Annotated in this window: 17 protein-coding genes; 10 read left to right on the plus strand and 7 right to left on the minus strand. The window is 42.4% G+C overall.

The window, feature by feature from the left end; translation table 11 throughout:
* Positions 1-8 precede the first annotated feature (8 nt).
* Positions 9-893: a tetratricopeptide repeat protein gene (locus tag ACM0OW_RS16235; protein WP_414551201.1), complete on the minus strand. Its 885-nt coding sequence runs from the start codon at positions 891-893 to the stop codon at positions 9-11.
* A 376-nt stretch (positions 894-1,269) separates the two neighbouring features.
* On the opposite strand from ACM0OW_RS16235, the gene ACM0OW_RS16240 reads away from it, so the two are divergent.
* Entirely contained in the window at positions 1,270-2,262 is a 993-nt protein-coding gene (locus tag ACM0OW_RS16240) for a hypothetical protein (protein ID WP_414551202.1), read from the plus strand.
* Between the two features lie 84 nt (positions 2,263-2,346).
* Here ACM0OW_RS16240 and ACM0OW_RS16245 read toward each other — a convergent pair whose 3' ends face one another.
* Positions 2,347-3,516: a homocysteine biosynthesis protein gene (locus ACM0OW_RS16245; RefSeq protein WP_414551203.1), complete on the minus strand. Its 1,170-nt coding sequence runs from the start codon at positions 3,514-3,516 to the stop codon at positions 2,347-2,349.
* A 463-nt stretch (positions 3,517-3,979) separates the two neighbouring features.
* Positions 3,980-4,930 carry a hypothetical protein gene (locus ACM0OW_RS16250; protein ID WP_414551204.1) on the minus strand — a complete coding sequence of 317 codons (951 nt, stop codon included), beginning with the start codon at positions 4,928-4,930 and terminating at the stop codon, positions 3,980-3,982.
* Positions 4,931-5,286: 356 nt separating this feature from the next.
* Here ACM0OW_RS16250 and pheT point away from each other — a divergent pair, with 356 nt between their 5' ends.
* The 3 genes from pheT (at position 5,287) to ACM0OW_RS16265 (ending at position 9,235) form a co-directional block, all read left to right on the plus strand.
* A complete protein-coding gene (gene pheT / locus ACM0OW_RS16255; RefSeq protein ID WP_414551205.1) occupies positions 5,287-7,725 on the plus strand; it encodes a phenylalanine--tRNA ligase subunit beta in 2,439 nt (812 codons plus the stop codon).
* Positions 7,726-8,127: 402 nt separating this feature from the next.
* Positions 8,128-8,685: a heat-shock protein gene (locus ACM0OW_RS16260; protein WP_414551206.1), complete on the plus strand. Its 558-nt coding sequence runs from the start codon at positions 8,128-8,130 to the stop codon at positions 8,683-8,685.
* Positions 8,686-8,965: 280 nt separating this feature from the next.
* Positions 8,966-9,235: a YciI family protein gene (locus tag ACM0OW_RS16265; RefSeq protein ID WP_414551207.1), complete on the plus strand. Its 270-nt coding sequence runs from the start codon at positions 8,966-8,968 to the stop codon at positions 9,233-9,235.
* Between the two features lie 195 nt (positions 9,236-9,430).
* Here ACM0OW_RS16265 and ACM0OW_RS16270 read toward each other — a convergent pair whose 3' ends face one another.
* Complete coding sequence (locus ACM0OW_RS16270) at positions 9,431-9,850, minus strand: SH3 domain-containing protein (RefSeq protein WP_414551208.1); 420 nt, start codon at positions 9,848-9,850, stop codon at positions 9,431-9,433.
* A 157-nt stretch (positions 9,851-10,007) separates the two neighbouring features.
* On the minus strand, positions 10,008-10,199 hold the full coding sequence (locus ACM0OW_RS16275; RefSeq protein WP_414551209.1) for a hypothetical protein: 192 nt from the start codon (positions 10,197-10,199) through the stop codon (positions 10,008-10,010).
* A 342-nt stretch (positions 10,200-10,541) separates the two neighbouring features.
* Between ACM0OW_RS16275 and ACM0OW_RS16280 the strand changes: the two genes are divergently transcribed.
* A complete protein-coding gene (locus tag ACM0OW_RS16280) occupies positions 10,542-13,070 on the plus strand; it encodes a sugar phosphate nucleotidyltransferase (RefSeq protein ID WP_414551210.1) in 2,529 nt (842 codons plus the stop codon).
* 101 nt (positions 13,071-13,171) lie between these two features.
* On the opposite strand, the gene ACM0OW_RS16285 is transcribed toward ACM0OW_RS16280, so the two are convergent.
* A complete protein-coding gene (locus ACM0OW_RS16285; RefSeq protein WP_414551211.1) occupies positions 13,172-15,292 on the minus strand; it encodes a pentapeptide repeat-containing protein in 2,121 nt (706 codons plus the stop codon).
* A 496-nt stretch (positions 15,293-15,788) separates the two neighbouring features.
* Entirely contained in the window at positions 15,789-17,081 is a 1,293-nt protein-coding gene (locus ACM0OW_RS16290; RefSeq protein ID WP_414551243.1) for an ABC transporter ATP-binding protein, read from the minus strand.
* Between the two features lie 190 nt (positions 17,082-17,271).
* Here ACM0OW_RS16290 and ACM0OW_RS16295 point away from each other — a divergent pair, with 190 nt between their 5' ends.
* The 5 genes from ACM0OW_RS16295 to pabB all read left to right on the plus strand — a co-directional run bounded on the left by ACM0OW_RS16295 (position 17,272) and on the right by pabB (position 22,130).
* Entirely contained in the window at positions 17,272-17,493 is a 222-nt protein-coding gene (locus ACM0OW_RS16295) for an AbrB/MazE/SpoVT family DNA-binding domain-containing protein (protein ID WP_414551212.1), read from the plus strand.
* Positions 17,490-17,921, plus strand: a complete 432-nt coding sequence (locus ACM0OW_RS16300; protein ID WP_414551213.1) for a putative toxin-antitoxin system toxin component, PIN family — start codon at positions 17,490-17,492, stop codon at positions 17,919-17,921. The genes ACM0OW_RS16295 and ACM0OW_RS16300 overlap by 4 nt, the downstream gene beginning before the upstream one ends.
* A 21-nt stretch (positions 17,922-17,942) precedes the next feature.
* Positions 17,943-19,175, plus strand: a complete 1,233-nt coding sequence (locus ACM0OW_RS16305) for an FAD-dependent oxidoreductase (RefSeq protein WP_414551214.1) — start codon at positions 17,943-17,945, stop codon at positions 19,173-19,175.
* A 307-nt stretch (positions 19,176-19,482) separates the two neighbouring features.
* Positions 19,483-20,016, plus strand: coding sequence for a single-stranded DNA-binding protein (locus tag ACM0OW_RS16310; protein WP_414551215.1), 534 nt, complete (start codon positions 19,483-19,485; stop codon positions 20,014-20,016).
* A 53-nt stretch (positions 20,017-20,069) separates the two neighbouring features.
* Entirely contained in the window at positions 20,070-22,130 is a 2,061-nt protein-coding gene (pabB, locus tag ACM0OW_RS16315; RefSeq protein WP_414551244.1) for an aminodeoxychorismate synthase component I, read from the plus strand.

Raw genomic sequence — 22,130 nt, forward strand, 5'->3', positions numbered from 1 at the left:
CCTCTTTCTTACTCTTCAGAAGACTCCTCAGAAGGAATTGACGGCGATTCAGGAGGCACTGGTGCAGGAGTGGAAGTAGCCGCCGCCGCCCTGTTAATTTCGTCCTTATACTGAGCAGGTGCTAAAGCCACAGCGCTATCAAACAGAGGTTTAGCTTCTTCGACCTTACCCTGTTCTCTGAAAAGCATTGCTTTTGCTAAAACAGGACGAAAATCTTGAGGATCTTTCTTAATTGCTTGATTATAGACAGAAGTAGCTTGAGGATAACGCTTTTGGGAAGCGTGAACAGTCCCTAATAGCACCTGAATAGCCACAGTATCCACACTTCCCGGCTGAATTTTATTTCCTTGATCTGCGTTAGAAAGGGTTTCTTCGAGCAAACCAACAGCAGCTTCGGGACGTTGCTGATCTAGTAACAGAGCTACCATACCCTGCAAAGCCTTTAAATCACCAGGTTTAGTTGCTAAAATTGAGCGATAAGCTTGAGCTGCGCCTTCTTGGTCGCCCAATTGCTGCTTTGCTTGAGCTAAAAGCACTCCATATTCCGACTGTTGGGGATTGAGTTGAGCTAGTTTTTCTAGCGGCTCAATTACCCCTTGAATATCACCTTGTTTTAAACTGAGCAGTTGTAGCCTCGCCTGTAATAAGCCATTCAGCGCGGTTTGATTTTCTGCTTCCCGTTGCAAAACCATTTGATAACCTCGTACTTCGTCTTGCAACTTTGATATTTGGTCAGAGGATTGCACTATCCCGTTAGTGCTAGCCGCATTTTGGTTTGAGGGCGACGGATTATTAATTGCGCTAATAATCGGAATGACTGAAACGCCCACAAATGCAGAGACTGCCAGCGCTAAGATGATCCTAACTAGCCAACGATTGCGCGGTTGAGACACAGTTTTGTCTTACTCCAGAATTCAAACGACATGATCATTTACATAAATTGGAAAGCGAAAAATTTCCAAAACCTTGCGGAATACCGCCAATTGCCTGTGAATTTTATAACAATTAACTATTCACATTGCCAAAATTAAGTGATGACTTTAGGAGGAGCCGTCAGAATTGTACTTATGATATGCTTCCGAAACTAGTGTAAAGGCTCTAAGTTACATTAGCCTATTAATGCAAATGTAGCGTCTTTACCATCGTCTTGGGCGCTCTGGTGTAGGTTTATGGAAAGCTAACATACTTTCATTAGCTGCACAAACGCTTTTTTTTCATTGCCTTCGTAAAATCCCATGATGGGATGTATCTCCGCCGCAAGGAGTTTTTATGAATTCCGACCTGATGCCTTTGCCTGAATCTTCCAACTCTTCTACCAACCATGAGCCTCCAACCTATAAAGAGGCTAATGCTAATGTTCATACAGTAGCAGTGCATGACTCCAAGCCAGAAAATTCCTCCGTTCAACCTAGTGAAACTAACTCCAATGGAAATCTAGGTCATCGCCTGCGACCGATTCCACCTCCCAGTGAGCCGATGCAGTACCGAGCCATCGGGTTAGTCCGAGGTCGTTACCTTGCTAGCAGCGAACAATTTACTCAAGGTACACTGCTAACCAAAGATGGTGTAGAACTCAACGCCGTTCTACTCGGCCGAATTATGAGCTTAGTCAAAAATCACCTAGATTTAGAAAAAGATCATTTGTGGGTAGTTTATCCCCGCACACGGCAAGAAAATGACACCTTACACCTCCAAATTGTTGGGGTTTGGGAGCCAGAAAATTTAGCTCCACAGCCAACACAGGAGGAAGAGCCAGATTCGGGTTCTCAAAAGTTGCAGACAACTGATGATCATGCACCCGAAAACCCAGAAGAATTTTCTGATGGTAGTTTTTCTGTTCGTGGCGAAGTAGTCTACCAGTCTTTTGACGCTAAGAGCTTAGTGGTCAAAATTAAGCAAGCGCCGCGCAAATCAACTGATAAACCTAAATATTTTAAGTTGAAACTCCGGGGAGTGCTGAGTACCAAAGCCGTCAGCAAGTTCTGGGACTTTAAAGCCAAGCGAGAAGCTGACGTATTGGTAGTGGAAAAAGCTGAAGCGATCGCTGATCTGCCCAAAAAACGCAAACCACCCTTCAAAAGTGGCTTTCGTGCTGGTGGTGGTGCTGGTGGCGCTGGGAGAAAACCATTTCCTCCTAGACGCAGTGGAGAAACCCCAAAACCAATCAAGAAAACAGCCGGCGAACCATCGGCGGTATCCAAACCCATCCCAAAAGCCCCAGCGCCTAAGCCGATTAAACGGCCAAAACCCACTCAGGAATAGGGGAGGAAGCAGGGGAGCGGGGTGCAGGGTAGAAAAACCCTCCCAATCCCCCAACGATGTCTCTTAACTGATAACTGTTAACTGTTAAAAGTCTGTCCAACGGTCTTGGGGTAAAAATGACCTGTCCATCGGAATGGGAGCCACAGGTTCTGTGAGGGTAAAAGTACCTGCGGAAATCCATTGTTTTAATTCTGCGGCAATTTGCCTAGAAAAAAACATACTGGCTAAGGGAGCAACCCTGACAGTTTTACCCTCAATGGTGATGCGCCCAGACTTGAGTTGGGCGTAACTCACTAGACCAAAGGTAGGACGAACGCGCCGAGGAATGGAAAAATCGACGATTGGCGCGACTAAATCTTGATCTTGAACACTACAGCGTTTAACTACTTCTTCGTTTAATACCGGGAGGGGGACACCTACCCCCAACATTAACGAGGGACCATAGCTTTTAAAGTAACAACCCCGCACCCAACGCGCATCCATTTCTTTAGCATCTCCGATTAAGGCTAAAGTGGCAGAGGGGCCAATGGGTGTACGATTGGGCAAACGCTTTTGTAAGGGGAAGTGTTGAGTACCTTCCCAAGCGACGTAGCCAATACCACCACCTAAAAATATTCTTGTACCAATGCCAACAAGTTGCAAATCCGGGTCGTTAAGTAAGGGGGAAATTGCTCCAGGGTTAGAGTAAACGGCATTTCCTAAACTCGGTTGTAATGGACCGAGGTAAGTAAAAAGTGAGCGATCGCCTCCGTTCACACCTACAATAAAATTCTGGTAAAGATTACGCGGATTGAATAAATAAAACTGATTGATGGTGTCACGGGTAACAGTGGTTTCAAAGGTCGCCCGTGGGTAACAATCGGTTACCTGTCCTTGAGCTTTTATATGTACAGGTTTCCCGGCGATCAAATTTTCAATCACATGACCACCACCATGTTCGCGGATTTCTTCGCCATCCATAACATCTACAGAACAACTCGCACCCAAGTATAAATCTACAGCCCCAAAACCTGAGTATGCTGGTACGCCATCTATCCAGCAGCGCCTAATTTTAATTGGGGGGTCGGTATGTCCGAGATTAATAATTGCACCGCTGGATTCCATTGGCTCAAATGTGCCAGTGGTAATGACATCCACTTCTTTAGCAACTTTGCTCACGCCGACTTCGGCTACTCGTGCTTTTAATTCTTCAATTGTCAATACTACTGCACGTTTGCGGCTGATTTTTTCGTTAATTTCGGCAATTGTTCGCATTTTAAATATAATTTTCCGATAAATAATCCTGACAGGTTGGGTTGTTCGCGTCAGCGTTGCGGAGCAATTTGCATTTTTCGTTCTTCCTGATAATTAGCTAATTTTTCCTCATACCATTTCTTTGTCAGGCTGCGCCGAGTTTTTGAACCTTTTCTTTTCTGTCTCTGTGTCCCCTACGTCTCTGTGGTATGCGCTGCGCGCACGCTACGCGAACGTTTAACTTTAAATTAGGCGCATCTTTATACAGAATAGGACTTATGCACTGTACAAATTAATCATGGTATGGTGTTACCAAAATAGCTAATTTCCGGCTTTGAACAATGATTATGTTGATAGTCAACATACCCGTATAGGGTTTAGCATTGCTAAACCCCTACGAAATATGTGCTTTTTAGTGTTATACATATTTGGTATTTATTATCAATTTTTGGTTTGCGCTGTAGCTTAACCTAACCTACATCTATTAATCTGCTTCTGGTAAATTAGAATTAACAAGCTGTGCAAATTCTTCTAAAGAATTAACGCTAATTGTTGATACTAGAAGTTGTTTCAAAATCTTTATATCCTGAATTTTGCCAATATCTTCGGTCAGATTTTCGGGTAAATTACCAAAACGACTAACCAGTAAATCAGAAATATTTTGTTTCAGAGTTTGTTTTGTTGTTTTTTCTATAGCGCGTTGTTCGATGTTAGTTAAAAGGGGCATTTTTTGTTCCTCCTGATAATTAGCTAATTTTTCCTCGAAACTTAATTGCAGGTCTTGAGATAAAGCCATCATTAAATCAATGACTTTATACAAATCAACAATTTCTTTACGGTTATAACCTTTTTCATAAAGTAATCTAGCTAAGTTCCATTTCCACTGTTCCCTAGCTGACAAATTGCTGTTAGTGGCTTTAGTCTTTAAATGTGCCATTACCACTATAGCAAAAATATTATTACTTTGCTCTAAATCCTCCCACTGATAATCTAGAAGCTTAATACTAGAAAAGTTAAAAATTAATTGACTATTTCCTAAGCCATACTGGTAAGAATTAGGTCGCCAACTGTTAGTTTCATCTCCTAGTATGGCTAAACTAATAACTGGTTTTTGATATAAATCAAAAGCTCGATAGTTATAGATAAACATTCTTTGGGAAAATTCTTTATCATATTGACTTTGCACTTCTACATGGATTAATATCCAAACTTCTTGATTATCTAATAACCACACTTGAAATAATTTATCAGCATGGCGTGTTTTGCTGTCCGCAGATGCGGTAATCTGTTCTAATTCTTTATCTAGAGAAATGGGGTTTTTAGTCCAATCTATTTGTTGATATATTTCTGGGTAAAAGAAGGCGACAAATGAATCAAAATAATCTCCTATTACTTCTTTCCAGGTTTCATCATAGTTAGCTGTAATTTCCGTCATTGTAATTAAAATAGTGTTAGTAATCGTGTAAGAGTATTTGTTTATATAGCGTATTGCAGGTTGATGAGATACACCAAGAAATAATCAACCACAGATAAACACAGATAAATCTGTACTCTATTTAAATGGAAACTGCTGTATATTGGGCGAAGTTTTACCTCTACAGGGCTAGTATTCTCAGACACATATAGTCAATAATAAAGTGATTTGTACAATAAAGTAGCCCCAGAAGGGTTAATCACGGGCGAGGCTCTCACCCCAAATTTTCGGTAGGATGATTCAAGATACTTTTGTGAAGACGAGCTTAATTCGCTCTCTACAGCACTTGGCAATATTTCAACAAACAATCACACTCCATGCGTATTTCTCTAAATTGGCTGCGGGAACTGGTAGAAATTAAACTTAGCCCGGAAGAATTGGCTGAAACCCTCACAATGGCAGGGTTTGAAGTAGAAGACATTGAAGACCGCCACACTTGGGCTAATGGTGTTGTTGTGGGTAAAGTGCTTGAGCGTCAACCCCACCCCAATGCTGATAAATTAAGTGTTTGTCAAGTGGATATCGGTGCATCTGAGCCTTTAAATATTGTTTGCGGTGCGCCTAATGTCAAGGCTGATATTTATGTACCAGTGGCAACTACAGGCACTTATTTACCGAATATCGATTTAAAAATTAAACCGGCAAAGCTCCGTGGTGTCCCATCTCAAGGGATGATTTGTTCTTTAAAGGAACTCGGTTTACCTACTGATGTAGATGGAATTCATATTTTTCCCCAGGAAATTCTGCGTTTGGGTAGTGATGTACGTCCATTATTAGGTTTAGATGATGTAATTTTAGACGTGACTGCAACCGCTAACCGGGCTGATGCTCTCTGTATGGTGGGGATAGCACGGGAAGTCGCAGCTTTGACTGGTGGTAAGTTGAGTATTCCTACACCTGGTGCAACATCAGTTTTAAAAGGTGCGGGTAATTTAGGATTAAAAATTGAGGATCAGCAAGCTTGTCCTGCTTATATTGGCACGGTGATTCAACAGGTGAAAATTGCTCCTTCTCCTGATTGGTTGCAACAGCGTTTACGGGCGGCTGGGGTGCGTCCTATAAATAATGTGGTGGATATCACTAACTATATTTTGTGGGAATGGGGACAACCACTACACGCTTTTGACAAAGACCGTTTAGAATCTGTTGCTGGTGGTGAAGGTTTAAATATTGGTGTTCGCTTCGCTAATTCTGGGGAATCTTTGAAAACTCTGGATGGACAAACGCGCAATTTGTCAACCCAAAATTTGTTAATTACTGCTAATGATACCCCGGTTGCTTTGGCGGGTGTTATGGGTGGAGAAGAAACGGAAGTCCATAGCGGTACTCAAAGCTTAGTTTTAGAAGCAGCGTTATTTGATTCTGTGGCTATTCGTCGTTCTTCTCGGAGTGTGGGGTTAAGAAGTGAAGCTTCTGGAAGATATGAGCGAGGAGTCAACCGGGCTGAGTTAGAAATAGCCTGTAATCGCGCTTTATCATTATTGAGTGAACTGGCTAATGGTGTAATTGTCCAACAGGAAATTGCTGATACTCGCCCAGATTCATCTACTTGGAGTCGTTCTATTGCTCTGCGTTTAGACAGAGTTAATGAGGTGTTGGGGCCAGTGGATTTGGGCGAGGAGGAGACAGGAGAAGTTACTGAAGCTGATGTGGAGCGCATTCTCTCGGCGTTGGGTTGTCAACTAACGGCTGCTGGTGAAGGAACTTGGACGGTGACAGTTCCGCCCTATCGTTACCGTGATTTAGAACGGGAAATTGATTTGATTGAAGAGTTAGCCCGTCTCTATGGCTATGACAATTTTTGTGATACTTTACCTGAGAAGTCGGAAGCTGGTTATTTATCTTTAGAACAAGAGTTAATCCGCAAGGTACGCGCCTTTTTGAGGGCGGAAGGTTTAACGGAAGTTATCCATTATTCTTTGGTGAAGCCGGGAAATGATCGTCAGGTGGTTTTGAGTAATCCGCTTTTTGGGGAATATTCGGCGTTGCGAACTGATTTGATTTCTGGCTTGATTGATGCTTTCCAATACAATTTGGAGCAGGGAAATGGTTCTTTGAATGGTTTTGACCTGGGGCGGATTTTCTGGCAGGAAGAAGACGGTTTGCAAGAAACTGATGCGATCGCTGGTATTATGGGAGGCGACAGATCCATAGGCAAATGGTCAAAAGGTAGCAGTGAAAACCCGATGACCTGGTTTGATGCTAAAGGTATTTTAGAAAGCGTCTTCCAGCAACTTAATTTAACGGTAGAATATCAACCCGATTGTCGCGATGAGCGTTTACATCCAGGACGCACGGCTTCTTTATGGCTGGGTGGTAACAGACTCGGTATTTTTGGACAAGTTCATCCCCAACTCCGACAAGATAAAGGTTTACCGGATTCTGTCTATGTATTCCAGCTTGATTTAAATGTGCTTTTGGATGCACTTGATCAAGATGAAGTTATGGTTCCCAAATTCCATGCTTATTCTACCTATCCAGCGAGCGATCGCGATATTGCCTTTTTCGCACCTGTAAAAATCTCAGTGGCGGACATTGAAAAATCCATCAACAAAGCGGCGAAGGGACTGCTGGAATCTGTGGAATTGTTTGATGAATATCGTGGTGAAAACGTACCCGCAGGACAACGTAGTTTAGCATTTCGCTTAATTTATCGGTCAAGCGATCGCACTCTGACTGAGGCGGAAGTGGAACCTGTTCACAATAAAGTCCGTGAGGCTTTAGTGGAGAAATTTGGCGTTAACCTCAGAAGTTAAATAATAGTAGTTTTAGATTTTGGGTTGAATATATAGCGGTTATCAGTTAAGTCAGATACAAGAACCCCACCCCCAACCCCCTCCCCGCAAGCGAGGAGGGGGCTATGATGTACTTCATTCAAGTGCATACCGCTATATCCAAAATCTAAAATTATTAGTGCGATCGCCTTTGATTTTACTTAGTATTCAGTGCTAAGTATAGTAAAAATCACTGTTTACAATCTATAGCCTTCAGACTGCTTTCTTCCCTATTCCTCACAGTTTGCGGTAATGCAAGTCGAGAGAATTCACAAAGCAATCCTGATCGGATAGGCTTCTTCAGAAATAGTCAGTCAGAAAATATTGCTAACTGTAACTACTTATAGGTAATGTAAAAATAGTGGCAAGTTTTTACATTATTTAATGAGCAACAATTTTAATACCGTAAGAGAAGTTACACGTTGGAAAAATTTTATATTCAATAGTGAAATCTACGACTTATCACATCTGAATGCACATTGGGTTGAATATTTTGACTACAGAGACGAAAATAATCCAATCCCATACAAGTTTATAGTCACCTACGGCTTACACTGTTTCACCAAAGAATCAAAAGAACTTTCCAGCGAAGAATCAGAGTTATTGATGTACAGCGCACCAAGAGAGTCCAGACAATTCAATTTTGAAAGATATTACCTCTCAAAGGAATTACCTAGCATTATCAAGTCATTAGGTGACAAAACAACGTTAGTGTGCTTCGCTGGCGGGTATGATAACTTTTCAATTGTTAAGGTCTTAGATTCAAACGGTATTGAGGTTTATTATTTTGTTGTTTTCGCAGCATTCAGGGAAAGTAAAAGGCTGAGATTACATATAACAAGTGCCTACCCCTTAGAAAAAGATATAGGCAAAAGAAAAAAAGTGAACTTTTTTGTTATAGCCGAAAAATTATTGAAAGGTAAAAAATTACCACGTCTATAAATAACAAAGACTCCTTAAGGAGCCTTCGCCAAAAATAAATTTTTGGTATTCAGAACGTCTTTACCGGGATTTCCTCGACCTTAAAAGGTAACGGGATGTCGTGCTTTAAGCACGTCTGCTACATCCTTGAGATGTTTAGTACACTTTTAGTATAGTGTATAGTTCTAATTTGATCAAGTCCCTAATTAACTGTAGCCTTTGAAGCGATCGCTTAAAAATCTGGTTTAAACACGGGATATACTAAACTCTTGGTAAATATCAACAGGAGAAACAAGTAATCATGGCGAAATTTATTATGTGGGGAAGTTACTGTGAGAACGTTCTCGAAAAACGCGCACCTTATCGTCAAGACCATTTAGACGGATTAGCAAAACAGAAAGAATCGGGCGTACTGATAACCATTGGTCCCACAAAGGATACTACCAAAGTTTTTGGCATTTACGAAGCTGAAGACGAAGCCACTGTACGCCAGTTGGTGGAAAATGACCCCTATTGGAAAAATGGTATCTGGACTGAATATTTTATCAAAGAGTGGATTCAAGCGTTTTAACAGTTAACAGTTAACAGTTATCAGTCAGGAGACATAATTGGGTTTAAGTTCTCCACTAAGTAGGTGTTAACTGATGACTGTTGAATGTTCACTAATAATATATATTCGGTGTTTCTGAATTAGAGTATGAAAGTCAAAAATTCAATCTCTCAAACTCTTATTCTTTGCGCCTCTGCGCCTCTGCGTGATCAAAATTCATTCTAAAGAATTTGGTTCAATAAACTGTCGATTGGCTCTCACGAAACAATTTCCTTGAGTTTTTCCTTGATTGCTGACTATTTTGACCCGTAGCCAAGGATTACCCTGTGAATCTCGCACAATAGGTTCTTGAGAGTTCTTAGCACCTGCATCAGCTTGAAGCAGGTGATTTGCTTGAAATTGGTGGATAACTCGTTGATTTACTCCAGGGGCGCTACGGCAGTTTAGTTTACCACTACGAATCTTCGTGAACCATGACAATAATACAGCTTGACTACCATCAGGAAATGTGGTAATAGCTGAATTGTAGTCACCTTGACGATTAGGGGTGGGTGTCTGGCGTTGTTGGGCGAGGGAAGGTAGAGAAATGATACCAATTAAACTAGCGATCGCGATCGCTGCAACAGAACGAACCATGATTTAAGCTCCCAAAGTCTGAGATGTACTACTACAAACCAGGGAGCGTCAATTTCCGAAACCAACCCGTTCTGTCAAACCCTAGCTTTTAATCGTCGGGATTTTCCTATTCCCTTTTGACTTTTGACTTTTGACTTTTGACGAACGCCTTGCGGAGTTAGCCTTTTAAAGCCTTTCTAAAATTGCGGCGATATGATTTATTAGCAATAATTAAAGCTGGCCATAACAAGGATAAACCCAGGCGATTAGGTAAAGTTTGACTAAAATTCGTGCGTTCAAACCCAGTCCATAACTTCCAAACACCACCGACATAAACCACAATTAAGCCAAAAATAATTAACTTGATCATTCTCATCGACTCCCTTGGTAATTGAGAAAATTTAAGTTAAGCATTACCATACAATTGAAATTATGCAGCACTTATACTGTTAAAAGTGCGACATCTCTAATTATATCGACACCTGAGTCACTTCATGATACACAAAAACCAAAGACTAATGATTCCGCGTCGCGGTTTGATTGTCTCTGAACATACAGGTTAAACTCATGAGTAGATTTGCTTATTTCATAGCAGATGCTTCTTAGGTAAGTTACTCAAATCCCAATATCCATAGCAGACTAAAGAAAGAAGATACAACACACTCTCACGGGTCTGTAAGCAGCATAAGCTGTAAATAGCTAAGGAGAATTTATGCGTGCAGTACTGATGGCTGGCGGTTCAGGAACACGGCTTCGACCGTTAACTTGTGATTTGCCTAAACCGATGGTTCCTATTCTCAATCGGCCTATTGCCGAACATATCATCAATCTGCTCAAGCGGCATCAAATCACAGAAGTTATTGCGACATTACATTATCTACCGGATGTCCTGCGAGACTACTTTCAAGATGGTAGCGATTTTGGCGTGCAGATGACCTATGCTGTGGAGGAAGACCAGCCTCTAGGCACAGCAGGCTGTGTAAAAAATATTGCTGAACTTTTAGATGAAACATTTTTAGTGATTAGCGGCGATAGTATCACAGATTTTGACTTGACGGCTGCGATCGCCTTTCATAAACAAAAACAGTCCAAAGCCACTTTAGTTTTAACCAGAGTTCCCAACCCAGTGGAATTTGGGGTGGTAATTACAGATGAACAAGGACATATTAATCGCTTTTTAGAAAAACCCTCTAGCAGTGAAATTTTTTCCGATACTGTCAACACTGGTATTTATATTCTCGAACCAGAAGTATTAGATTATCTGCCATCTAACACCGAAAGCGACTTCTCTAAAGACTTATTTCCCTTGATGCTGGAAAAAGGCGAAGCCCTATATGGTTACATTGCTCACGGTTACTGGTGTGATGTCGGTCACTTAGATGCCTATCGTGAAGCTCAGTATGATGCCTTAGATCGGAAAGTCAAACTCGATGTTGCTTATAAAGAAGTTTCGCCGAATTTGTGGGTAGGACAAAATACTTTTATCGCCCCCACAGCCAGTATTGAATCTCCAGCCGTGATTGGTGATAATTGTCGCATTGGGGCGAGAGTCCAGATTGAGGCGGGAACCATTATTGGGGATAATGTCACCATTGGCGCTGATGCTAATCTGAAGCGACCAATTTTGTGGAATGGGTCAATTATTGGCGATGAAGCACATCTGAGCGCTTGCGTCATTTCTCGTGGGACGCGTGTAGACCGTCGCGCTCATGTCTTAGAAGCGGCTGTAGTGGGTTCCCTGTCTACTATTGGCGAAGAAGCTCAAATTAGTCCGAATGTACGGGTTTGGCCGAGTAAAAAGATTGAATCAGGGGCAATTCTCAACATTAACTTGATTTGGGGTAACACTGCTCAAAGAAATTTATTTGGTCAACGTGGTGTCCAAGGTTTAGCCAATATTGACATCACTCCAGAATTTGCTGTGAAGTTAGGATCTGCTTATGGTTCCACCTTGAAACCAGGTTGTAAAGTTACTGTTTCCCGTGACCAGCGTAATGTTTCGCGGATGGTGACTCGCTCGTTAATTGCTGGTTTAATGTCTGTAGGGATTGATATTCAAAACCTCGATGCTACAGCTATTCCCATAGCGCGGACAGTGATACCGACAATGTTTGTGGCTGGTGGAATTCATGTGCGAGTACACCCAGATCGCCCTGATTATATCCTGATTGAATTTATGGATGCTAAGGGGATTAATATCACCAAAGCTCTGGAGAAGAAAATTGAAGGAGCTTATTTTAAAGAAGATATGCGGCGATCGCAAATTCATGAAATTGGCGATGTGGCTTATCCTAGCCAAGTCATGGAACGCTACTGCACAGCCTTTGAAAAACTGTTAAATGTAGATACTCTCCGCAACAGTCGCGCAAAAGTCGTAATTGACTATGTTTATGCGGTGTCTGGTGCAGTTTTACCCATGATGTTAGACAAATTTGGCGCTGATGCGGTGGTGCTGAATGCGAGTGTGAATAAAGCGGCGATGTCAGTGACTGATCGGGAAGCATTGCTAACTCAGTTAGGTCATGTAGTGGAGGCGTTAAAAGCTAACTTTGGTGTGCAAGTTTCAGCGAATGGGGAACAGCTAATTTTAGTTGATGAGTCAGGCTTTCCGATTCGGGGGGAGATTTTGACAGCATTGATGGTAGACATGATTTTAACGTCTAACCCCAGAGGAACGGTAGTTGTCCCGGTTCATGCTTCCAGTGCTGTGGAACAAGTCGCCCGTCGTCATGATGGTCGGGTAATTCGCACTAAAGCCAATCCCACAGCTTTGATGGAGGCTTGTCAGAAAAATCCCAATGTGGTGTTAGGAGGTAGTGGAGAAACTGGGTTTATTTTCCCCCATCTGCATCCGGGATTTGATTCTATGTTCTGCATTGCGAAGTTAATTGAGATGCTGACAATTCAAGAGCGATCGCTTGCTACAGCGCGTTCCGAGTTACCCCGTGTAGTTCACAAAAGTTATACAGTTCGTTGTCCTTGGACTGCTAAGGGGGCGCTAATGCGTTATTTAGTCGAAACCCACCCAGCCCAAAATTTAGAGTTAATTGATGGGGTAAAAATTTGCCAACCTTATGATGATAGTTGGCTATTAGTTTTACCTGATGCTAGTGAACCTTTAGTACATTTATATGCCAATAGTAATGATCGCGATTGGGTAGATGAGACATTGAGGAACTACCGCACCCGTGTGCAAACCTTTGTGGAAAGACAACAAGAATACCAACCAGCAGAGGTGTAAATTTAGGGAATCTTTAAAAACGTAATACCCAGATCCCCGACTTCTTAAAGAAGTCGGGGATCTATATCGTCAAGGTTTTATGTTTAATTAGGTTGACCTACTTACAATCCTAATAGAGATGAACCAGCAGCCGCACCTAACCAGCCAGCAACTTTCATAATAATCGGCTTGGCTACTGTCCAAAGTTGCTTACCAGAATCCACAGTTTTAGTGGTTTTCTCTAAAGTTTCTGTCACACTTGTTAAACGGTCTAACGCACGTTGTTTATTTGGTTCTTCTTTGTCTGTGGCTTTTTTGGCAGCACTCAAATCTTCAATTACTTCTTCTTTGGTATCGGCTGGTAATTCTGCACCTTGAATCAAAGTTTCTAATTGTGCCAGTAACTTGACAATATCCTCTTTAGTGAGCGCTTCTGCGGTATCTGCACCCACTTGATTTTGTTGTGTTACTTGATTATTGTCACCAAGAACAGCCTGATTATTGTCTCCTTGCACTGTGCGGTTGTTATCGCCTTGAACGTTGTTGCCTTGAATGCGCTCGTTATAGTTGCCGCCACCTGTGTTGATATTGCGATCGCCTGCCACTTTTGTATCTCCTTGGTTATTATAATTTTCGGCGTAAAATTTAGGTTTTTGTAGTGCCGTATTTACCATATTCTCTAAACTACTAATTCTGCTATCTTTTTCTGCTAGTAGTAAATTAATTTCTCGCTCCGGCAAGGCTTTTATCTGGTTATAAGTAGCGGAATATTCGGCACTCAGTTGTGACTTGTCAGCTGTCGCTGTAGTTTTGGCACGAAGTAAAAAGTTATCTTCACCTCGTTTCTCCATTGCTACAATTTCTAGTTCGGCATCTGGGTGATTTTCTGCTAACTGCTTGAATGAAATTGCGATCGCTCTGGGGTCAACATCTTGGTTATGGTAAAGGTCAAGGGTGTCAAATATTGGTTTGATAAAATCCCCAAACTCCCCATCTGCAAACACTTCTTTATTGTTATCGGGTTTGCGGAGAGGATCAGGATTCTCTTTTGTGTAGAGTCGCATATAAACATATTCGCACCGCACCCCATCAAATTTGGTGTCAGTGGTAATGCCCCAATCTTGAATATATGCCCCGGTGAGCGTAGCCCCTTTCAAATCCGTGCCTTTTAGTTGAGCCTGTACTAATTTTGCTCTGGATAAATCTGCATCTTGTAAGTTGGCTTCACTTAGGTCAGCACCAATACAGCACTTCCGGCAGCTATGAGGTACATCCCCAAAACTGAAAGCTATGATAGGAGAGGGACACAGGATAAATCTGTATTGCATAATAGCCGGAAGCGCTGTAAAGCTGGCATCTACCAAATGAGCTTTTTGAAAATTAACCCCCCGTAAGTCCTGACGGTCAAAATTATTGTCTTGTCCTTGACCTGTGACCAAAACTTGACGCACTTGTGCATTTTGTAGGTAAGTTGTGCCAGGGCGAACCCGATCAAGTTTTTTAGTTTTGTTGAAACAAGTGCGAGTTAAATTAGCTTTTCTAAAATCTGTACTTTTAAGTATGGCAGCAGTGAAATTAGCATCTGTTAAGTTGGCGTTGCGAAAGCTTGTACCACCAAAGGCTGCAAAAACAACAGCGATGTTCCGAATCAAAGAGTATTTTTCATCTCCTTTCATGGCTCTCCAAGCAATGTAAGCACTAAATATGGCTCCGGCTCCGGCGATGGCTCCGGCTCCGACCATGGCTCCGACCATGGCTCCGGCGAATCCGGCTCCGGCTCCGTCGAAGGCGATGGCGATGGCGATGGCTCCGACCATGGCTCCGACCATGGCTCCGGCGAATCCGGCTCCGTCGATGGCGATGGCGATGGCGATGGCGATGGCGATGGCTGAGTTGAATCCTTGGCGAAGGATAACTATAAAAACAATAATTACTACTATTAAGGCAGTCCAGCCACCAACCTGACTTTCTAGACTTGAACTGTCAAAGATAAGAGTTATCAACCCTCCAGTGAAGGCTGATAAAAATCCAGAAATTCCAGACAGCAACCATGATACACAGACTAAAAAAATAGCCCAACGCTTTTGCAGTCCTGCTTGAGCATGGCTAAAGTTTGCCGCTGTTAGGTTAGCCCCTGTAAAATCAGCACTGCGAATATCTGCATCACTAAAATTAGTACCCTCAAGGTTTTGACCTTTGAAAGAATGACCTCTGAGATTTTTACCGGAGTAGTCCTTGGTCATGCCTGGGTGCGGTAGACAAATTTCTGATGTTTCTTGCTTTAGCTACAGATATACCACGAATATTTACGGTATTCTAACGTTTTCAGTTAAATTTATCTTATTGCCGTCAATTTTGTGTAAAAACTGCTATTTCAAGTAGTACATTTTTACTTAAATCCCATCCTTACCATCAGCAGTTTTTTCATAGTCATAGTCCATATAGCACTTCCCGGTGTTATGCGGTACAAGAACCCCACCCCCAACCCCCAACCCGCAAGCGAGGCTAGGGTGTACACACAAGTCTTATCAAGTTGCATAACAGCGTTTTGATCCCCCCTAGCCCCCCTTGAGAAGGGGGGAACTAGAATCAAAGTCCCCCTTTTTAAGGGGGATTTAGGGGGATCAGATCACTTGTGTGTACACCGTAGCCCCGCAAGCGAGGAGGGGGCTATGATGTACTTTATTAATTTTTTTTCGGTAAATTCTTAATCTCGACGCATAAAATATATTATCGATTTTAATTTCTGGGAAATATTGCTGATTCGGTTTGAGGATCAAAAAAGTGCAGTTTCTCTGGATTTAATGATAACCATAATTGCTCACCAACACTTACTAATCTATCTGGCGGGATTCGTACTTGGAGATAATTATCTGTATGACTAATTTGAGATTCAGGTTCTGAAATTCTCACTGCTAGGAAAGAATCATGACCCATATTTTCTACTAATTCTACTTTTACGGGTAAATTTTTGGTCGCAGGTACACTCAAAATTAAGTGTTCTGGGCGCATACCTAAAATAATCGTTTGTTTGTCGTATTTTCGCAGCGCTGTTTCCCAAATTTCTGGGAGGGTGAGACGGAAATTATGATGAGTAATTAACAACGGTGCATGAAATGTTACAGGAATAAAATTCATCGGTGGTGAACCAATAAATTCGGCGACAAAGCGGTTAGCAGGGCGGTTGTAAAGTTCTAATGGAGATGCAACTTGCTGAATCTGACCTTGATTCATAATGGCTATGCGATCGCCCATTGTCATCGCTTCAGTTTGGTCGTGGGTAACGTAAATCGTCGTGGTTCCTAGTTGACGCTGCAATTTGACAATTTGGGCGCGAGTTTCGGCGCGGAGTTTCGCATCCAAGTTAGAAAGGGGTTCATCCATTAAAAATACTTGCGGATCACGGGCGATCGCTCTTCCTAATGCTACCCGTTGTCTTTGTCCCCCAGATAGCTGTTTGGGTAAGCGATTCAGCAAGGTTTCCATTTGCAATAATTGCGCCACATTTCTTACTTGCTGGTCTACTTCCCTTTCTTTGTCAGAAATGTAACGCAGTCCTTTAGGTAACTTTCTGGTGACACCCACCAGGAGATTTTTCGCCCAATCAGGAAGTGAAGACTCCTGAGTTTCCCGATTTTCTAATTCCCGCCGGCGCAATCCAAAGGCGATGTTGTCATACACCGTCATGTGAGGATAGAGGGCGTAATTTTGAAACACCATTGCAATGTCTCGTTCTTTGGGTGGTAGGTCATTGATTAGGCGATCGCCTACAGTAATATTTCCTCCTGTCATCGTCTCTAACCCCGCAATTAGCCGCAGTAGAGTGCTTTTACCACAACCCGAAGGCCCGACAAGCACCATAAATTCACCATCAGCAATGGTGAGGTTAATTCGCCGTAAGACAGTAATAATGTCTGCTTCTGGAGTTGGATCATTTTTTTTGCGATCGCTAGAAGAGGTTGGAGAAGCGACACTTTCCCCTTTGCGTTGGGGGAAACTTTTATAGATATTTTCTAAGACAACTTGCGCCACGGGTATTTGGGGTAACGGTATGCAATGGATAGCTGATTCCACAAAGCGGAACATTCAGCGCCCATGATATATGTTACCTGTGACGATGAAAAGTGAAAAAAATAGCTGCTAAAGCTTCTCCTCTCCAATTAATTCAGCAGGGAAATATATATCATAAAGTAAGGAAACCTTACATTCTCTGGCAAAAGTCATGCTCGCTAAGTTAACTTCTAAGAATCAACTAACATTGCCTAAAAGTATTACTCGTGAAATCGGGGAGGCTGAGTATTTTGAGGTGAAGGTGCAGGATGGGCAGATTATTCTGACTCCTGTAAAAATTCAGAGGGCGGATGCGGTGCGGGCGAAGCTGGCGGATGTGGGGCTGAGTGAGCAGGATGTGGCTGATGCAGTGGCTTGGGCGCGTCAATCATGATGGTTGGGCTACGCGTTGTAATTGATACTAATCTCATAGTCTCTGCCCTAATTTTTGGCGGCAGAGTATCTCGAATTCGTTTAGCATGGCAGAATAATCGCTTCACTCCCCTGGTTTCTAAAGCGACAACAACTGAGTTAATCCGAGTGTTGGCTTATCCCAAGTTTAAGCTCACACCAATTGAGCAAGAAGATTTACTATCGGATTACATACTGTTTTGTGAGGCTGTGGCGATACCTGATTTTTTGCCGATCATTCCTGAGTGTCGTGACCCGTTTGATGTGCCTTTTTTACTTCTGGCTGTGGTCGGTGAGGCGGATTATCTGGTGACAGGCGATCGCGATTTACTCAGCATCAAAGATGATTTTTCTAGCCGGATTATCACTGCTGAAGATTTTATGAACGTTATTGATAGTCAATTACCTTAAACTTTTAGGAAGGGTTTGATCATGACTACCGATGTAACTGAAAATCCTGCCCATGAAATTGTAGACGTAACAACTACCGATTGTTGTATTGTCGGTGGTGGTCCAGCCGGGGCGGTTTTGGCTCTACTTCTAGCACGTCAGGGCGTTTCTGTCATCCTTTTAGAAGCGCATAAAGATTTTGACCGGGACTTTCGGGGGGACACAATTCACCCCTCAGTCATGGAAATTATGGCAGAGTTGGGGTTAAGCGATCGCCTGTTACAATTACCCCATGCAAAAATGCACGGCTTGAGAATCCGCACTCCTGAAGATACCGTCACCTTAGCCGATTTTAGCCACCTAAAAACCCGTTACCCCTATATCACAATGATGCCCCAGGTAAAATTCCTGGAGTTTATCACCCAAGAAGCTCAAAAATATCCGCATTTTAACTTAGTGATGGGTGCAAATGTGCAGGAATTAATTCCGGAAAATGGCGTAATTCAAGGTGTCCGCTATCGGGGAGGTGGTGGTTGGCATGAAATTCGGTCAATACTCACAGTAGGTGCAGATGGTCGTCACTCACGCTTAAGACAACAAGGTGGTTTTGAATCTATTCAAGCATCGCTACCAATGGATGTCCTCTGGTTCCGTTTACCCCATCAGCCAGAAGACCCAGAAGGAGGTATAGGAAACATTGCTCAAGGTCGGATTGTGGCTATGCTGGATCGTGGTGATGAGTGGCAACTTGCTTATGTGATTCCTAAAGGCGGTTATCAGCAAATTCGCGCTGCTGGGTTGGAGGAATTGAAAAAATCTGTTGTGGAAGTTGTGCCAAGTTTCAGCAACCGCATAGACCATTTACAAGATTGGTCACAGGTATTTTTCCTCTGTGTGGAATCCAGTTTCGTTAAACGCTGGTATCGTCCAGGACTGTTACTTATAGGTGATGCGGCTCATATTATGTCCCCAGTGGGGGGAGTGGGCATTAACTATGCAATTCAAGATGCTGTCGTGGCTGCTAATATTCTCAGTCAACCTCTGAAAAACCAACACATAGAACTGAGTGATTTAGCCAAATTCCAACGCCAACGGGAATTACCTACCCGGATTATTCAAGGATTTCAGGCTTTGATTCAGAAACGAGTTTTAGCCCCGGTTCTCCAATCACAGCAGACTTTTAAGCCTCCGGTTTGGTTACGGTTGCCAATTTTACGCGACCTTCCGGGGCGGTTGATTGGTTTGGGGATTTTTCCAGTTCATGTCAAAAGTTAATCAGAATATGGATTTGTGTCGCGCAAAGGCGCAAAGGCGCAAACGTAGGAAGATCAGAAGGTAAGAAGGTATTTTTTCTATTGTCTAATGGTATAATTGTACTACTCATGCAGAAATCAATGCTCGTTTCAGTCAGGCGAAGGTGGAGAATAGTATCCTAAATACTGTTCAAAGCGATCGCTTGGCTTTTATGCTAGAAAAGACCCAAGCTGAAAGTGTTGTCAGGAATTTATTCAGGCAAATTACAAATATTTAGCTAATAAAACCCCTATTTCCCACTCAGTATTTTTACAGTCAGGAGGATTTAATGAATAGCTGCGTTTTAATGGCAGAAATCATTCAAGAACCACAGTTACGCTATACCGCCGAAAACTTAGCCATCACGGAAATGTTGGTGCAGTTTCCCAATTCTCAGCGCGCCGAAGACCAGTTAGTTACCTTAAAAGTGGTGGGCTGGGGGAATATGGCTACAGAAATTCAGCAAAATTATCATATAGGCGATCGCGTGCTTTTAGCCGGACGCTTAGGAATGAATACTGTTGAGCGTCAAGAAGGTTTTAAAGAAAAACGCGCTGAATTAACAGTACAACAGATTCAAGTTTTGGCAAGTGGTTTCAACCCATCACCAGCAGTCACCGCAACACCCGTACAACAAACATCCCCAGCAGTTCCATCTCCACAGAACGAAGTTAATGTCCGTCCAGTCACCGCCCCGGCTACAACTCCCCTGAGTGTTGTTCCCCAACCGACAAACTTCGCACCCCCACCCCAAAATGTTGAGCGCAACAATTATCCGCCAGTGAAAGAGCAAGAACCAGACCCAGATGATATTCCTTTCTAAAAAGATGTTTTAAAAGGGATGGGGAATTGGGATACAAACAGGGGAAAACTCAAGTGCGATCGCTGATTATTGATAACTACGATTCTTATACATTTAATCTCTATCAGATGATCGCCGAAGTCAATGGAGAACTTCCCCTAGTAATTCGTAACGATCAAATTGACTGGGAGGACTTAACTAAACTCAAATTCGATAATGTGGTAATTTCTCCCGGCCCCGGTCGCCCAGAAAAATCTGAAGATTTTGGTATCTGTCGAGAGGTGATTCAAAAGGTAAATGTACCCCTATTGGGCGTTTGTCTCGGTCATCAAGGACTAGCTCATGTCTATGGTGGAACTGTAATTCATGCACCGGAAGTGAGACATGGGCGATTAAGTAATATATATCACAATAATTCTGAGTTATTTCAGGGGATTCCCGATGGCTTTTCTGTTGTCCGCTACCACTCTTTGATAGTTGCAGAAGATTTACCCAGATGTTTAGAAAAAGTAGCTTGGACTCAAGAAGGGCTAATCATGGCGCTGCGTCATCGATATTTACCATTTTGGGGTGTGCAGTTTCATCCAGAATCAATCTGTACAGAATATGGGAGAAAACTTTTAGAAAACTTCCGAGATATTACTAAGAAATTTACTCAAAATCAATTAGGAATATGCACTAAAAACGGGGAAGTTTCTTCACCCCTGCACATCAGCCCCCCAGCCTCTTCTAATCCTCAGTACCAAGTTTGCAGTAAAAAATTAGATATCTATCTGGATGCAGAACAGGTATTTGTGCATTTATTTGGGGAAGATACTCACGCTTTTTGGCTTGATAGCAGTTTAGTTGAAACTGGTCTGTCTCGTTTCTCCTTTATGGGTGGAATTGGTGGTTTAAATAGTTTGTTAGTTGAGTACCGTACCCAAAGTAAAGAAATAACTATTACTCAGTCAGAAAAGGTAACACGCCGCACAGAAAGTATTTTTGATTACCTGAAACGAGAAATTAATTACAGACAGTGTAAATCTGATCACTTACCTTTTGATTTTAATTGTGGGTTTGTCGGTTACTTTGGCTATGAACTTAAAGCAGAATGTGGATCTGAGTTAGTACATCCTGCGTCACTTCCTGATGCGATGTTTCTCTTAACTGATCAAATAATTGTATTTGACCATCAAGAACAAACTATATATCTGGTATGTCTGATTCAAAATCATCAAACGACACAAGCAGAAACTTGGTTTGAGTTAATAGAAAAACAACTTCACACACTTCCACCGCTTCCTCCCATTCTAGCGAGGGATACCAAAGACCCCCTAGTTTTCCGCCTCAGCCGTTCTCAGCAGACATACATCAATGATATTCAAAAGTGTCTCAGTAAAATTAAGGAGGGTGAGAGTTACCAAATTTGTTTGACTAATAAACTTTATACAGACGTTACTCCTGATCCACTGCAATTTTATCGCACCTTACGCCGAGTTAATCCAGCCCCATATTCAGCATTTTTGCGCTTTGGTGAGGTGGCGATCGCTTGTTCATCTCCAGAAAGGTTTTTACGAATTGACCGGGCTGGATGGGTAGAAACAAAGCCGATTAAAGGAACTTCTAGACGGGGACAGACTCCTGCCGAAGATCAAATACTGCGTGAACAACTGCGTCACAGCGAAAAAGACCGAGCAGAAAACTTGATGATTGTGGATTTGTTACGCAACGATTTAGGCTTAGTCTGTAAAGTCGGTAGTATCCACGTGACAAAGTTGATGGATGTAGAAACTTATGCTACGGTGCATCAACTTGTTAGTACAATTCGCGGTTGTTTGCGTGCAGATATGACTGCAACTGATTGTATTAAAATGGCATTTCCTGGTGGTTCAATGACAGGTGCGCCGAAAATCAGAACTATGAAAATTATCGATGAATTAGAACAAGAAGCCCGTGGAGTTTATTCAGGTGCGATGGGGTTTTTAGGGCTGAATGGTGCAGCAGATTTAAATATTGTGATTCGCACAGCAGTTTTCACTCCTAATGGTACTTCTATTGGTATCGGTGGTGGTATCGTGGCTTTATCTAATCCTGAAGCTGAATTTGAGGAGGCTGTTCTGAAAGGGAAGGCGTTAATTCAGGCTTTATCTTAA

Origin of the sequence: Anabaena sp. CCY 0017 (assembly GCF_963920885.1) — a bacterium.
GTDB lineage: Bacteria > Cyanobacteriota > Cyanobacteriia > Cyanobacteriales > Nostocaceae > Nodularia.

Excerpts from the sequence above, each read along its gene's own strand:
- ACM0OW_RS16310 (WP_414551215.1), top strand. The coding sequence starts at position 19,483 with ATGAATAGCTGCGTTTTAATGGCAGAAATCATTCAAGAACCACAGTTA.
- ACM0OW_RS16240 (WP_414551202.1), top strand. The coding sequence starts at position 1,270 with ATGAATTCCGACCTGATGCCTTTGCCTGAATCTTCCAACTCTTCTACC.
- ACM0OW_RS16295 (WP_414551212.1), top strand. The coding sequence starts at position 17,272 with ATGCTCGCTAAGTTAACTTCTAAGAATCAACTAACATTGCCTAAAAGT.
- ACM0OW_RS16265 (WP_414551207.1), top strand. The coding sequence starts at position 8,966 with ATGGCGAAATTTATTATGTGGGGAAGTTACTGTGAGAACGTTCTCGAA.
- ACM0OW_RS16260 (WP_414551206.1), top strand. The coding sequence starts at position 8,128 with ATGAGCAACAATTTTAATACCGTAAGAGAAGTTACACGTTGGAAAAAT.
- ACM0OW_RS16300 (WP_414551213.1), top strand. The coding sequence starts at position 17,490 with ATGATGGTTGGGCTACGCGTTGTAATTGATACTAATCTCATAGTCTCT.
- ACM0OW_RS16305 (WP_414551214.1), top strand. The coding sequence starts at position 17,943 with ATGACTACCGATGTAACTGAAAATCCTGCCCATGAAATTGTAGACGTA.
- ACM0OW_RS16275 (WP_414551209.1), bottom strand. The coding sequence starts at position 10,199 with ATGATCAAGTTAATTATTTTTGGCTTAATTGTGGTTTATGTCGGTGGT.
- ACM0OW_RS16250 (WP_414551204.1), bottom strand. The coding sequence starts at position 4,930 with ATGACGGAAATTACAGCTAACTATGATGAAACCTGGAAAGAAGTAATA.
- pheT (WP_414551205.1), top strand. The coding sequence starts at position 5,287 with ATGCGTATTTCTCTAAATTGGCTGCGGGAACTGGTAGAAATTAAACTT.
- ACM0OW_RS16270 (WP_414551208.1), bottom strand. The coding sequence starts at position 9,850 with ATGGTTCGTTCTGTTGCAGCGATCGCGATCGCTAGTTTAATTGGTATC.
- ACM0OW_RS16285 (WP_414551211.1), bottom strand. The coding sequence starts at position 15,292 with ATGACCAAGGACTACTCCGGTAAAAATCTCAGAGGTCATTCTTTCAAA.
- ACM0OW_RS16245 (WP_414551203.1), bottom strand. The coding sequence starts at position 3,516 with ATGCGAACAATTGCCGAAATTAACGAAAAAATCAGCCGCAAACGTGCA.
- ACM0OW_RS16280 (WP_414551210.1), top strand. The coding sequence starts at position 10,542 with ATGCGTGCAGTACTGATGGCTGGCGGTTCAGGAACACGGCTTCGACCG.